Origin of the sequence: Maricaulis sp. (assembly GCF_017643475.1) — a bacterium.
Classification (GTDB): domain Bacteria; phylum Pseudomonadota; class Alphaproteobacteria; order Caulobacterales; family Maricaulaceae; genus Maricaulis.
Genome location: NZ_JAEPNI010000001.1, coordinates 246,224 through 259,985 on the forward strand (window position 1 = coordinate 246,224; position 13,762 = coordinate 259,985).

General features: G+C 58.2%; 13 protein-coding genes. 8 read left to right on the plus strand and 5 right to left on the minus strand.

Annotated features, from left to right (window positions below; translation table 11 throughout):
• Positions 1 to 2 precede the first annotated feature (2 nt).
• Together rho and JJ889_RS01225 are read left to right on the plus strand one after the other, a co-directional pair.
• A complete protein-coding gene (gene rho, locus JJ889_RS01220; RefSeq protein ID WP_366524371.1) occupies positions 3 to 1,307 on the plus strand; it encodes a transcription termination factor Rho in 1,305 nt (434 codons plus the stop codon).
• Between the two features lie 114 nt (positions 1,308 to 1,421).
• The gene (locus JJ889_RS01225) at positions 1,422 to 2,057 is read left to right on the plus strand and encodes a glutathione S-transferase family protein (protein ID WP_291890940.1); all 636 of its coding nucleotides are present in this window, start codon (positions 1,422 to 1,424) and stop codon (positions 2,055 to 2,057) included.
• Here JJ889_RS01225 and JJ889_RS01230 read toward each other — a convergent pair.
• Both JJ889_RS01230 and JJ889_RS01235 read right to left on the minus strand, forming a co-directional pair.
• A complete protein-coding gene (locus tag JJ889_RS01230; protein WP_291890941.1) occupies positions 2,054 to 2,878 on the minus strand; it encodes a LytTR family DNA-binding domain-containing protein in 825 nt (274 codons plus the stop codon). The genes JJ889_RS01225 and JJ889_RS01230 overlap by 4 nt on opposite strands.
• Positions 2,879 to 2,953: 75 nt before the next feature.
• Entirely contained in the window at positions 2,954 to 3,652 is a 699-nt protein-coding gene (locus JJ889_RS01235) for a dienelactone hydrolase family protein (RefSeq protein ID WP_291890942.1), read from the minus strand.
• A 47-nt stretch (positions 3,653 to 3,699) separates the two neighbouring features.
• On the opposite strand from JJ889_RS01235, the gene JJ889_RS01240 reads away from it, so the two are divergent.
• From JJ889_RS01240 to JJ889_RS01265, 6 genes are all read left to right on the plus strand, one after another.
• The gene (locus JJ889_RS01240) at positions 3,700 to 3,939 is read left to right on the plus strand and encodes a DUF6489 family protein (RefSeq protein WP_291890943.1); all 240 of its coding nucleotides are present in this window, start codon (positions 3,700 to 3,702) and stop codon (positions 3,937 to 3,939) included.
• Between the two features lie 7 nt (positions 3,940 to 3,946).
• Entirely contained in the window at positions 3,947 to 5,266 is a 1,320-nt protein-coding gene (mnmE, locus tag JJ889_RS01245; RefSeq protein ID WP_291890944.1) for a tRNA uridine-5-carboxymethylaminomethyl(34) synthesis GTPase MnmE, read from the plus strand.
• A gap of 111 nt (positions 5,267 to 5,377) precedes the next feature.
• The gene (gene mnmG / locus JJ889_RS01250; RefSeq protein ID WP_291893132.1) at positions 5,378 to 7,240 is read left to right on the plus strand and encodes a tRNA uridine-5-carboxymethylaminomethyl(34) synthesis enzyme MnmG; all 1,863 of its coding nucleotides are present in this window, start codon (positions 5,378 to 5,380) and stop codon (positions 7,238 to 7,240) included.
• Positions 7,237 to 7,860, plus strand: coding sequence for a 16S rRNA (guanine(527)-N(7))-methyltransferase RsmG (gene rsmG, locus JJ889_RS01255; protein ID WP_291890945.1), 624 nt, complete (start codon positions 7,237 to 7,239; stop codon positions 7,858 to 7,860). Before mnmG ends, rsmG begins: the two co-directional genes overlap by 4 nt.
• A 4-nt stretch (positions 7,861 to 7,864) precedes the next feature.
• On the plus strand, positions 7,865 to 8,689 hold the full coding sequence (locus JJ889_RS01260) for a ParA family protein (protein WP_366940044.1): 825 nt from the start codon (positions 7,865 to 7,867) through the stop codon (positions 8,687 to 8,689).
• Complete coding sequence (locus tag JJ889_RS01265) at positions 8,686 to 9,597, plus strand: ParB/RepB/Spo0J family partition protein (RefSeq protein ID WP_291890947.1); 912 nt, start codon at positions 8,686 to 8,688, stop codon at positions 9,595 to 9,597. Before JJ889_RS01260 ends, JJ889_RS01265 begins: the two co-directional genes overlap by 4 nt.
• Here JJ889_RS01265 and holA read toward each other — a convergent pair.
• Genes holA through leuS form a run of 3 tightly spaced genes read right to left on the minus strand, consistent with a single transcriptional unit; the run spans position 9,594 to position 13,740 of the window.
• A complete protein-coding gene (holA, locus tag JJ889_RS01270; protein WP_291890948.1) occupies positions 9,594 to 10,646 on the minus strand; it encodes a DNA polymerase III subunit delta in 1,053 nt (350 codons plus the stop codon). The two genes, JJ889_RS01265 and holA, sit on opposite strands and share 4 nt — an antisense overlap.
• Positions 10,640 to 11,137: an LPS assembly lipoprotein LptE gene (gene lptE / locus JJ889_RS01275; RefSeq protein ID WP_291890949.1), complete on the minus strand. Its 498-nt coding sequence runs from the start codon at positions 11,135 to 11,137 to the stop codon at positions 10,640 to 10,642. Before lptE ends, holA begins: the two co-directional genes overlap by 7 nt.
• A 5-nt stretch (positions 11,138 to 11,142) precedes the next feature.
• Complete coding sequence (gene leuS / locus JJ889_RS01280; RefSeq protein WP_291890950.1) at positions 11,143 to 13,740, minus strand: leucine--tRNA ligase; 2,598 nt, start codon at positions 13,738 to 13,740, stop codon at positions 11,143 to 11,145.
• Positions 13,741 to 13,762: the final 22 nt, after the last annotated feature.

Consider the following 13,762-nt stretch of genomic DNA (forward strand, 5'->3'; position numbering starts at 1 on the left):
TCATGACCGAAGAAACCGCTCTGCCTGAATCCCTTGCTGGCCTGGAACGCATGACGCTCCAGGATCTGAAGGAAAAGAAGCCGACCGAGCTACTCGAATTTGCCGAGGCGCTTGAGATCGAGAATGCATCATCCCTGCGAAAACAGGGCATGATGTTCGCGATCCTCAAGGCGTTGGCCGAATGCGGGGTGGAAATCCATGGCGGCGGGGTTCTGGAAGTTCTGCAGGACGGCTTTGGCTTCCTCCGCTCTCCGGAATCGAACTATCTCGCCGGACCGGACGATATCTACGTCTCACCGACCCAGATCCGGAAATTCGGTCTGCGCACGGGCGACACTGTGGTGGGCGAGATCCGCAGCCCGCGCGATGGCGAACGATATTTCGCCCTTCTCAAAGTCAGCTCGATCAATTTCGAGGAACCGGAACGCGCGCGCCACAAGGTGCATTTCGACAATCTGACGCCGCTTTATCCCGATAGCCGCTTTGTTATGGAAACGGTCGATCCGACGGTCAAGGATCGCTCGGGCCGAGTCATTGATATCGTGGCGCCGCTCGGTAAGGGCCAGCGTGGTCTGATCGTGGCGCCGCCGCGCACCGGTAAGACCGTCCTGCTCCAGAACATTGCACACGCGATCGAGAGCAATCACCCGGAAAGCTATCTCATGGTGCTGCTCATTGACGAGCGCCCCGAGGAAGTCACCGACATGCAGCGCACGGTTAAGGGCGAGGTGATTTCCTCGACCTTTGATGAACCGGCGACACGCCACGTCCAGGTGGCCGAAATGGTGATCGAGAAAGCCAAGCGTCTGGTGGAGCATGGCCGCGATGTGGTCATCCTGCTGGACTCCATTACGCGCCTTGGCCGCGCCTACAACACTGTCGTGCCAAGCTCGGGCAAGGTCCTGACCGGTGGTGTGGATGCCAATGCGCTGCAGCGGCCGAAACGCTTCTTCGGTGCCGCTCGAAATATCGAGAATGGTGGTTCTCTGACCATCATCGCGACGGCGCTGATCGAAACCGGCTCCAAGATGGATGAAGTCATCTTCGAGGAATTCAAGGGTACGGGTAACTCCGAAGTCGTGCTGGATCGCAAGGTGGCTGACAAACGCGTCTTCCCGGCGATTGATATTCTCAAGTCCGGCACGCGTAAGGAAGAACTCCTGGTCGATCGCAACCACCTGCAGAAGATGTACATCCTGCGCCGCATCCTCAATCCGATGGGTGCCCAGGACGCGATCGAATTCCTGCTCGACAAGCTGCGTCAGACGAAGACCAATGATGAATTCTTCGACTCCATGAACACCTGATCATTGTCTGCAATGATGTCTAAAAGAGCCGCATGATCGCCATGCGGCTTTTTTTGCTTCTGTATTCGGCCAGGATTGGGTTTGCTATCTCCAGAAAACACAAAGGGGAGACACATGGTCGATACTACAGGCAAGGAACTCATTCTGCATCATGCGCCGCGCACGCGGTCTATTCGCTGTCGCTGGCTGCTGGAAGAGATGGGCGTCGCCTACACCCTGAAACAGGCGCCCTACCGAGCAACACCGGAAGAAACCGCGGCCTATCGAGAGCTGCATCCGCTCGCCAAGATCCCGGCCCTGGAGCATGGGGAAACCACGATGTTCGAGAGTGTCGCGATCATGCAATACATCCTCGCGACCTTCGGGCCGAGCGAACTTGAGGTCCGTCCGGGCGAGACAGACTATGGCCGTTTCCTGCAATGGCTGCATTTCGGAGAGGGTGGGATGACCTTGCCGGTCACAATGTTGCTCGCCCACACGGCGCTCTTGCCTGAGGAGCACCGTAATGCCGGCATAGCGGCCTGGGCCAAGTCAGAGACCGACAAACACCTGGAAGCGCTGGAGCACAGCGGTATCGGCAAGGGAAGCTATTTGGTGGCGGATCGTCTCACGGCGGCCGATATCTCGGTGGGATATATGCTCTACCTGCTCAAGATCATCCGCCAGTTTGGCGATGCGCCGGACAGCGTGAGAGCCTATTTCCGGCGCATCACGGCCCGTGACAGCTGGAAGATCGCGAGCGCTGACTAGTCAAGAACCCGACCGGACAGCGCGCGATAAGCGTCATCCATGTAACGATCGGACACTGGAATTCGGCTGCCATTACTCAGCTGGACTTCGCGTATTCGGTCGCCGCGTGCCTTGGCACCCGTGACCAGATTCGGATTGATCAGATGCGAGCGGTGAACGCGGACAAAACCTGCGTCCGAGAGTTTCTCTGACAGGCTGGCCATAGTGGCGCGGTGCAAGACTTCTCGCCCATCCATCAAGAGTGCGATGTAATTGCCCTGTGCGGTCGCGCCCTGGATTTGTTTGACCGGAATGAATTCGACACCGGTTGTGGATTTTACGGCAATGGCAGGTACTTGTTCCGGTGCTTCGGGCGCGATCTCTGGGCGAGGCCGCATAAGGCGGCCAGCAAGATAGTTGAACATCAACAAAAGCACGTCCCATAACCAATCGCGCATCTGGAACGTCTGAATGACTTGCAGTGGGGTCGTATCGTGCATGGCCGCCAGAACGACAGCATTGAAGATACCGGAAACGGGCAAGGCGATCATCGCCGAGGCAAGTGCGGTTATCACGCTTGGCAATAGCGCCTTGTTCACATCGCGAGCGCCGTAAAGGAAGATCACCGGCATCATGAACAGCCAGGGCGTAAAGCCTATCGCGTAATTACGCAGGACGATCAGGAAGGCAATGTTGCGTCCGGCTCTGGCATGGTCAATGTAAGCCGAGAGCGAGAACAGAAATACAAGAATGACCCAAATACTGACCGTAGTGAGCACCAAGGTGCGGTCCGCCCGCAAACGCGGCAGATGCGGTTGAAGTGTTGAGTCAAAAATCGCCACGATACGTCCCTTCAGATCATTCCCGTACCTGGCCCGAGCAGGGCCACTCTAACACATTTGTCGTATCTGCAACCGCTAGGACAGATGTTCACGCAGAAAGGTGATCGTGCGTGAGTTCGCCAGCGCTGCGGCGTCGGTATCAAAGTGCCGCCCGCCAGTTCGTGCGAAAGCATGGTCCTTGCCGGGATAGTCGTGCACGGTAATGTCATCGCGATGATCGAAGGCCTTGTGGAGCGCGCTCTGTACGGCGGGCGGCACAAATTGGTCTCTCTCGGCGAGGTGCAACATCAGCGGATGACTCAGATCGTCTGCCTCGGACAGGGCGCTCTCGATTCCCACGCCATAATATCCAACGCTTGCCTGTGAACTCGTTCGGCAGGCGGTGAGATAGGCCAGATATCCGCCGAGACAGAAACCAATCGCGCCGGCCCTACCGGTGCATTCAGGGCGGTCGCGAAGCGTCTCCAGGGCGCGCTGGATATCCGCCATCCCTGCCTCGACGTCGTATTCGCTATACAGCTTGAAGGCTTGTTGTAATTCATCATCTGTCTTGTCGGAGATCTGGATGCCCGGCTTGATACGCCAGAAAAGGTCCGGGCAAAGCGTGACAAACCCGGCGGCCGCAAACTGGTCGCAGATTCCGCGCATCACTGGGTTCACTCCGAAAATCTCCTGCAACACGATCAGTCCGGGGCCGCTCCCACTGGCTGGCAAAGCGAGATAGGCTGTGAATTCGGGCGTGTGCTCGTCGACAAGGATATCTTGACCCGGCATGCGACCCTCCTTTTGATGTGGTGCAGGAAAACGTCTTCGAGGTGCTCATGAAGGTCAATATCAATATCGAGTGTTCACCGGAGGAGGCGCGCACCTTTTTGGGCCTGCCTGATGTCACCCATCTCAATGAACGCCTGACCGAGGAAATGGTCCGACGCATGGAAGCCAATCTGGAATCCATGGAACCGGAGGCGTTGATGCGTCAGTGGACGACATTCGGTGGCCAGATGACGGATCAGTTCATGTCTTTCATGCGCCAGACGGGCGTGGACCCGAACACAAAGTAGAAACATTGTGAAAACAACAATTTACGCTCTTTCAACTCCACCCGGCCGGTCCGGAGTGGCGGTGATACGCCTGTCCGGTGATCGGGTAGGCATGGTGCTGGACAAGCTGACCCGTGGTCGTCGTCCCGAACCGCGTCAGGCCAGCGTACGAAAGCTCTCCAACCAGGCAGGCGAAATATTTGATGAAACGCTCGTGCTCTATTTCGAAAAGCCTGCCAGCTTCACTGGCGAGGATGTGGCTGAATTGCAGGTACACGGCGGTCCGGCCGTGGTCGAGGCGACGCTCTCGGCACTGGACGAGCTGGGTTGTCTGGTGGCGCAGCCCGGAGAATTCACTCGGCGTGCGTTTGAACATGGCCGGCTTGATCTGACCGAGGCAGAGGGTCTTGCAGATCTCATTGATGCTGAGACGGAGGCGCAGCGACGCCAAGCGATCTCGCAGATGTCCGGTTCGCTCAAGGCGCTTTATGAAGGCTGGAGGAGCAAGCTGATTTCGGTGCTTGCCTCAATCGAAGGCGAGATCGACTTCCCGGATGAGGAAGACGTTCCGGACGCCCTCTCCCACCGGGCGCATCTGCCTTTGACCGAATTGATCGCCTCCATGGGAGAGCATCTTGATGACGGTCGCCGGGGTGAGCGGATACGCACCGGTTTTTCGATTGCGCTGATCGGGGCCCCGAATGCCGGCAAGTCGTCTCTGCTCAACAAGCTCGCGCGGCGCGATGCCGCGATTGTCACAGACATTCCAGGCACGACACGGGATATTGTCGAGGTTCGGATCGTCATGGGTGGTTTCCCGGTGGTGATCTCCGACACGGCTGGTCTGCGTGAAGCGGTGGATGCTGTTGAGGCCGAAGGTGTTCGCCGCGCGCTCGATCGTGCGGTCGAAGCCGATTTGCGCATTGGCGTTGCGGATGCCCGGTCGGACGAGGAATTGCTGGACCTGCAGGAGAGGCTCCAGGACGGTGATCTTTTGGTGTTGAACAAGATGGACCTTGTCGAGAAGAAGAAGGCCGAGCGTGACGGCTATGGTCTGAGTGCGAAGTCCGGTGATGGTGTGTCCGAGCTGGAGAGGCGGATCGAAGAGATTGTCGTTGATCGCCTCTCGGCGCGAGAAATGCCAGCGCTTTCCCGTGTCCGACATCGACGCTCCGTTGAGGAAGCCGTGGACTCCCTGATCCGGGCCCGTCTCAAACTGGCAGAAGCGCCGGAACTGGCGGGTGAAGATGTTCGTCTGGCTGTTCGCTGCACGGAGGCGCTTACGGGCCGAGTGGATGTGGAGGACATCCTCGATCGGGTCTTTTCACAATTCTGTATCGGGAAGTAATAACTCTATCGCGATGTTTCACGTGAAACACCGCCCGCTTCGCTCGACTCCCTCGCTCCGACGCATTATGTAGTGCGCCCTTTCTTTCATGGCGGAACAGGCTGCGTGGCGATGACTTCGTGGGATGTGATCATTATCGGTGGTGGGCATGCGGGCTGTGAGGCTGCGGCAGCGTCGGCGCGCGCGGGTGCCCGAACCTTGCTGCTCACTCACAAGCTGGAAACCATTGGCGAGATGTCGTGTAACCCGGCTATCGGCGGTCTCGGCAAGGGACATCTTGTTCGTGAGATCGACGCCTTGGACGGGATTATGGGACGGATCGCTGATGCTTCCGGGATCCAGTACCGTCTGCTTAACCGCTCGAAGGGCCCGGCCGTTCGGGGCCCGCGCACTCAATCTGATCGTAAACTCTACCGCGAAGCCATGCAGATGGAATTGGCCGAGACAGAAGGCCTCGATATCCAGGCAGCAGCCGTCGAGGACTTGGTCGTGGAGAACGGTGTAGTTGCAGGCGTGATCGACTCGTCGGGCAAGGAATACAAGGCGCCGGCTGTTGTTCTGACCACTGGCACCTTCCTCAAGGGTCTCATCCATATTGGCGAGAAACGCATCCCCGCCGGCCGCGTGGATGAAGCACCTGCGATCGGCCTGTCGGACCGTCTCTATGATCTGAAGCTGGAGATGGGGCGCCTGAAAACCGGTACGCCTGCCCGGTTGCGCAAGTCCTCCATTGACTGGGACGCGCTGGAGCAACAGCCGGCAGATGCCGAGCCCGTGGCCTTCTCTTTTCTCACGGATGAGATCGAAGTTCCCCAGATCAGCTGTGCGGTCACTCGGACGACGGAAGAAACTCACGCGATTATTTCCGAGAATATCGACAAGTCTGCGGTTTATAGCGGAGCGATTGCAGGTCGAGGGCCAAGATATTGTCCATCGATCGAGGACAAGGTTCACAGGTTTGCAGATCGCAGCAATCACCAGATTTTCTTGGAACCAGAGGGTCTGGATGATGACACCGTCTATCCAAACGGTATTTCCTCCTCTCTGCCCGAGGACGTTCAGGATGCCTTTCTGCGGACTATTCCTGGTCTCGCGAATGTTGAGGTGATCCGCTACGGATATGCCATCGAGTATGATTATGTGGATCCCCGCGAGCTTGATGAAACGCTGCAGGTTCGCAAAGTTCCCGGCCTTTGGCTGGCGGGACAGATCAATGGCACGACCGGATATGAGGAAGCGGCGGCCCAGGGGCTGATGGCGGGTCTGAATGCTGCCTTTGCCGCGAGCGGACGCGAACGTTTCATCCTGTCACGGTCTGAAGCCTATATTGGCGTGATGATCGACGATCTTGTTACGCGCGGCGTATCCGAGCCGTATCGCATGTTCACCTCGCGTGCCGAGTATCGGCTGACGCTGCGTTCTGATAACGCCGATCAACGCCTCACGCAGATCGCTATCGATCGGGGTTTTGCCGGGGAAGTCCGCAAGACAGCCTATGCGGACAAGTTGAGGGCTCTGGAGGCGGCTCGGACGATGGCGCGCTCGCTGCAGCTCTCCCCGCAAGAAGCCAAGAAACACGGTCTATCGGTAAATCAGGATGGCAAACGTCGGGACGTTTTTGCCTTGCTTGCCTACCCGGATATTCACTGGGAAAACCTTGTTTCCATCTGGCCGCAGCTGGACACCCTGGACAAGGCTATTCGCGAACAGATCGAGATTGATGCGCTTTATGCCGGCTATCTGGAGCGGCAGCAGGCGGATATTACGGCTTTCCGACGGGATGAGGCGGTGCAGATCCCGGTTGCCTTCGATTATGACCTTGTTGGTGGTCTGTCGAATGAGGCCAAGGAGAAGCTGAAGGCGACGCGGCCATCGACGCTCGGCCAGGCCGCGCGTGTCGAGGGCGTGACGCCGGGTGCGCTTACGGCAGTCCTTGCTCATATCAAGCGTCAGCAGAAGGCAGCCAGCGCATGACTAGTGAAGAGTTTGCGAGGATCACCGGTGTTTCACGTGAAACACTGGAGGGTTTCGAGACCTGGCATAGACTTCTCGAAGAAACGAATGCTCACACCAATCTCGTGGGTCGCTCAACGCTGGCCGATTTCTGGGAGCGTCATGCGCTGGACAGTTATCAGCTCTGGGATCACATCCCGCACGGTTCGCGCCGTTTTGCAGACCTGGGTGCAGGCGCAGGTTTTCCGGGCATAGCGCTTGCTCTGGGTCTCAAGGACAAGAGCCTGGATGGTCAGGTTCTGATGATCGATTCCGTGGGGAAAAAGGTCGCTTTTCTCAAGAAGGTCATCGCGGAAACAGGCATCCCGGCCGAGGCGAGATCGATTCGAGTGGAAGCGCTGGACCCGGATACTGTGGTTGATGTTGTTACCGCGCGCGCCTTTGCCCCACTTCATAAATTATTGGGATACGCGCATCCCTTGTTGAAAAAAGGGGCAGTAGGGCTCTTATTCAAGGGTCGGCGCTTCGAGGAAGAATTGACCGAGGCGCGGAAAAACTGGACATTCGAGGTCGAAGTTATACCCAGTCGTACCAGCGATGGGGTGATCCTCCGGATAGAAGAGGTCAAGCGTGTCAGATAATCACCTGCGCAGCAGCGCTCCCCGCGTGATTTCCGTCGCCAACCAGAAGGGCGGCGTTGGCAAGACCACAACCGCAATAAATCTCGGAACGGCCCTCGCCGCAATCAAGCAACGCGTGGTGATTATTGACCTGGATCCCCAGGGAAATGCCTCGACTGGACTGGGTGTTCCGCCTGCTGACAGACAGGTGACAGCCTTTGATATCCTGGTCGGCGACGAACCGCTCCAGAACGCCCTCACCAAGACGGTCGTTCCCGGGCTTCAGATCGTTCCATCTGACGTGCTTTTGTCCGGTGCCGAGCTGGAGCTGGCCAATGACAATCGTCGGTCATACCGGTTGAAGCGCGCGATAGAGAATTATGCCGCAGATGCTCATCGTGACGGCATAGACTACATACTGATTGATTGTCCGCCTTCTCTGAACGTGCTCACGGTCAATGCCCTGACAGCTTCGGATTCCATCCTGGTGCCGCTCCAGTGTGAATTCTTTGCCCTTGAGGGCCTCACCCAATTGCTCAAGACGGTAGAGCGCGTGCGCGGTCATCTGAACGCCAAACTGGATATCCAGGGCCTGGTTCTGACCATGTATGACAGCCGCAACAATCTCTCTGCAGAGGTCGCGGCAGATGTACGCGAGCATTTCGGTGACAAGGTCTACAAGACCGTGATACCGCGCAATGTCCGTGTCTCCGAAGCGCCGTCCATGGGCAAACCGGTCTTGCTCTACGATCTCAGTTGTGCGGGCTCCAAGGCTTATGTCGCGCTGGCCAAGGAAGTCGTTCGCCAGGAGCGCAAGAGAAAATCTGAACAGGAAAGTGAAGTCGCATGAGTCCCGCCGAAAAGAACAAGCGCCTCGGGCGCGGTCTGTCAGCTCTGCTCGGAGAGACCCAGGAAGAGACTTTTGAAAGTAGTGAAACCGGTACGACCGGGTCGGACCGCCCACGCGGCGTCACCGAAATTTCCATCGATCTCATCCAGCCCAATCCGGATCAGCCCCGCAAGACGATGGTCGAGGCAGAACTTGCTGCCCTGGCGGAGTCCATTGCGGAAAAGGGAGTGGTCCAGCCTATTCTTGTGCGCCCGGTCGATGGTGGTACGAGGTATGAAATCGTAGCAGGCGAACGTCGCTGGCGCGCCGCCCAGCGTGCCCGTCTGCATGAAATTCCGGCACTCGTTCGAGAGTTGACGGACCGTGAGACGCTGGAAATCGGCATTGTCGAAAACGTTCAGCGCGCAGACCTCAACCCGATTGAAGAAGCGCAATCCTATCGCCAGCTGATCGATCGTTTCGGTCATACCCAGGAAGATGTCGCGCAGGCCGTGGCCAAGAGCCGATCGCATATCGCCAACATGATGCGCCTGTTGAACCTGCCTGGCGGGATCCAGAAATATGTGGCGGACGGTCAATTGTCTGCTGGCCATGCCCGGGCGATCGCAACGGCTCCCAATGCCCAAGAGCTGGCGGACGAGATTATCGCTCGCGGTTTGTCTGTGCGTGAGGCAGAGCGCCTGGCAAAGGGCGTCGCAGCGCCGGAGAAAAAGTCTCGCGGCAAGTCAAACGGAGCGGGAGAGGATAAGGACGCAGACACCCGCGCACTTGAAGCCGACATAATGTCTCGTCTTGGATTGTCGGTGGACATTCGGCACGGCGCCAAGGGCGGTGAAATTCGTGTACACTACCAGACATTGGAACAGCTGGATGATGTGTGTCGTCGGTTGAGTGGCGGATCGGTTTAGCGTCGCGCTCTCGCGGCGCCACGTGCCAGTCGAAGCACCAGATCCCCGGTCAGGGCTTCTGAGGGGCTTCCAGAACGCTTGATTTGACGTTCAAGGTCGAAAGCCAGCTCCCGCGCGGCGTCCAGCCTCCGCCCCTGCCAGAAACCCATTTGTCGTTTAAATTGAGCAGCTTGTGGACCGAACCGTGGCGCTCCGGATCGCGCGATTGCGCCATCATTTCCGCCGTTGGCGTGCGCAATTCCAAATTGATCCAAACGGCGCTGTATCGCCCGCAAAACCGCAACCGGGCTGACACCAGCACTCATCGCACGCGCATAACTTGAATCCAGTGAATTGAGATCACCGTCAAAGAGCGGTCCGATAACTGCATCCAGCGCACTATCGCCATGGTCGGCGGCGACAGCATCTACATCTTCTGCGCGAACCAGGTCATCGCCTTCCTGGCGCTGGTCGCGAAGACCCTTGTAGAGGATGAGTTTCTCGATTTCATTTCGAGCCATTGCCCGGTCGCCCTCAAGCTTGGGCAGCCAGCTGGCCCTTGCATCGGTATCAAGGCTCAAACCTTCCGTACGCAACATTTCGTCAGCGAGATCGCCCAGCGATTGTGAATTGTCGGCGTAACAGGCAATCGCCCCAGCCCGTTTGGCTGGTTCAAACGCCTTGCGGAGCTTTCCCCGCGGGGTTAGATCGCCGGATTCCACGACCAGTCGAGCCTCGAAGTCTTGCCCGGCTTCGATCTGGCCCAGCACATCGAGAACCGGGCCGCTGCCAGTCTCACCGCTGAGACGGACCCGCACCAGACGAGCACCGCCCGTCAGTGACATTGCGGCCATGGCATCAGCGAGACTGGCGGGGTCAGCCTTTAGGTCTTCTTCTGTCAATTGAGTGAGGGCGAATGGATCGTCCGGGTCCTCGAGCAGGTTTTTCGTCAGCCCGTCCGCACGCTCATGCGCCAGACCCCGGTCCGGTCCGAAAACAAGGAAGGCCGTATAAGAGGGGTCAGGTCGGGCGACCTGTCGATCAGCATCGCGTGGTGCGATCTTTACCAAAGCTCACTGTTCCTTGCGGCGCGAGCAAGTTGCATGGTGATGCGTTCAGCCACTTCACCTGCGGCCCTTTCCTCCGCGTCCAAACGCGCTGCCTGAGTGGCGTAGGCTTCGTTGGACGCATTGTAGGACGCTTCAGTGGAGACCTGGCCGGCGAAAACGACGTTGCCGCTACCAGAATTGACGACCTCGTAGGAGACCCTGAGCTGGACAGCATACCGTACAGCAATAGCTTCGGCGCCAATGCCGAGTCCAAGAACATTCGTGGTGCTTTGTGTGCGTAGAGTCAGCGGTCCGGTCGCCGCTCGCGCACCCATGGTATCGAGAAGCGCTTCCTGGAGCAGAAAGTCGATACGTTCCTCGCCCGTCTCGATCCGAACGTCTTCGAGGCCGCGTGCTGCGCTGCCTGCTCCATACATGGGTGTGAACCCGCAGGCTGAGAGGCCAAGCGTCAGGCTCAAAACAAGGACGGCAGCGAAACGACGACCACTCATGAGAACTATCCTGCGACGATATTGACGATCCGGTCAGGTACAACGATGACCTTGCGTACCGTAAGCCCTTCCAGGCTGCGCGCTACCCCTTCATTGGCCAAAGCGGCGGATTTTACGCTGTCCTGGTCGCTGCCACGGGCAATTTCCAGTTCTCCGCGCTTCTTGCCATTGATCTGGATTGGCATGGTCACACTGTTCTCGACCAGCAGGGCAGGATCGGCTTCCGGCCAGGCCGCGTCGATGACAAGGCCTTCACCGCCCAGACGTGCCCAACATTCTTCCGCGAGGTGCGGGATGAAGGGCGCGATCAGACGCGCCAGGATACCCAGGCTTTCGGCACGGGCCGCCAGAGAGGCTTCGTCATCCGCGCTGCACTTGCGCAAGGTGTTGACGAGGTCATGGATCTGCGCGACGGCCGAATTGAAACGGAAGCCCTCAATTGCCTCTGTAACGGAAGCGGCGGCCTTGTGAGCCGCTTTTCTGGCATCAAGCGCAGGCCCACTGGCTTGCTGTGCCACGCTCATCGGGCCGGGAGCACCTTCTGGCAAGGCATCCACGGTGGACCAGAGGCGTTGGATAAAGCGCCAGACGCCTTCGACACCGCTGTCGGTATATTCGACATCACGTTCAGGCGGGGAATCCGAGAGCACGAACCAGCGCGCGGCATCGGCTCCGAAATCGGCGATGAACGCATCCAGATCCACGACGTTTTTCTTGGACTTGGACATTTTCTCGATGGCGCCGACAGAGACAGCGCCTCCGCCATTGATCTCGACGTATTTTTCGTCTTTGCGCTCGACCTCTTCCGGCAACAGCCAACGGCCATCGGCGGATCTGTAGGTCTCGTGCGTGACCATGCCCTGGGTGAACAAGCCTGCAAACGGCTCGCCCGTGGGCAGGTTCATCAAGCCGGCATTGTTCAGGGCCCGCGAGAAGAAGCGCGCATAGAGCAGATGCAGGATGGCATGTTCGATGCCGCCTACATACTGGTCGACTGGCATCCAGTAATTGGCATCATCAGCGACAAAGGGGTCCGTGTCAGACCAGGGGGAGGTAAAGCGCAGGAAATACCAGGAAGAACACACAAAAGTGTCCAGCGTGTCGGTCTCGCGGCGCGCCTCGCCACCACATTTGGGGCAGGTGGTGTGTTTCCAGGTCGGGTGACGTTCCAGTGGATTGCTCGGATGATCAAAAGTGACATCCTTTGGCAGCTCCACGGGGAGCTGGTCTTCCGGAACCGGAAGGGTTCCACAGCTGTCACAGTGGATGACCGGAATCGGACATCCCCAGTAACGCTGACGGGACACCAGCCAGTCGCGCAGACGATAGGTCGTAGCGCCCTCACCCAGCTTGCGTTTTTCCAGTTCTTCAATCGCGCGCTCGATTGCGTCAACCGTGCTCAGCCCGTCGAGGAATTTGGAGTTATAGATCGTACCCGGACCCGTATAGGCCTCGTCAGTGATCGTGTGCGTTGCTGCATCGGATTCCGGTGGCAGAACTACAGGATTGACCGGCAGCTCGTACTTATTGGCGAAATCCAGGTCTCGCTGATCGCCGGCCGGAGAACCGAATATGGCGCCCGTGCCATAGGTCGAGAGTACGAAATTCGCGGTCCAGACCGGCAATTCCCATTCCGGATCAAAGGGGTGCCGGACAGTAATTCCAAGATCCACCCCCTTTTTGGGCGCTTTCTCGATCTCTTCTTCCGACGTACCCATGCGCTCGCATTCGCGGCGGAAGCGATCAAGTTCCGGATTGTCTTCCGAAAGTTTTTTGACGATCGGGTGGTCCGGAGCGAGGGCCAGGAAACTGGCACCAAACAACGTGTCCGGGCGTGTGGTGAAAACGTCGATCGTGGCACCGAATTCCTCGGCAATATCCTCATCCGTGAGCGGGAACGAAACTTGCGCACCGCGCGAACGACCAATCCAATTGGACTGCATGGTCCGGACCTTGTCAGGCCAGCGATCGAGCTCCTCCAGACCATCTGTCAGTACATCGGCGTAGTCGGTGATCTTGAAGAACCACTGGTCCAGCTCACGCTGCACAACCAGCGCGCCAGAGCGCCAGCCACGTCCATCAATCACCTGTTCATTGGCCAGAACTGTCTGGTCAACCGGGTCCCAGTTGACCTTTGCGGTCTGGCGATGGACCAGACCGCGCTCAAACAGTTTCAGGAAAATCGCTTGCTGGTGGCGATAATAGGTTGGATCGCAGGTCGCGAATTCACGCGACCAGTCCAGAGCGAGGCCGAGACGCTGCAGCTGTCCGCGCATGGCGTCGATATTGTCATAGGTCCAGTCACCCGGGTGTACGCCGCGATCACGCGCCGCATTTTCTGCGGGCAAACCGAAAGCATCCCATCCCATCGGGTGCAGGACGTTATAGCCGCGCGCACGTTTATAGCGCGCTACAACATCGCCCATCGCATAATTGCGGGAATGTCCGACGTGAATGCGACCCGATGGATAGGGAAACATTTCAAGGACATAGTATTTGGGTGCGTCGCCCGCCTCGTCAGCGGTCCTGGCCCGAAAGGAATCACGCTCCGCCCATGCCGATTGCCACTTGGGTTCGGCTTCGCTCGGATTGTATCGGCTCATTTAGTGCAACGCGACGTTCGTC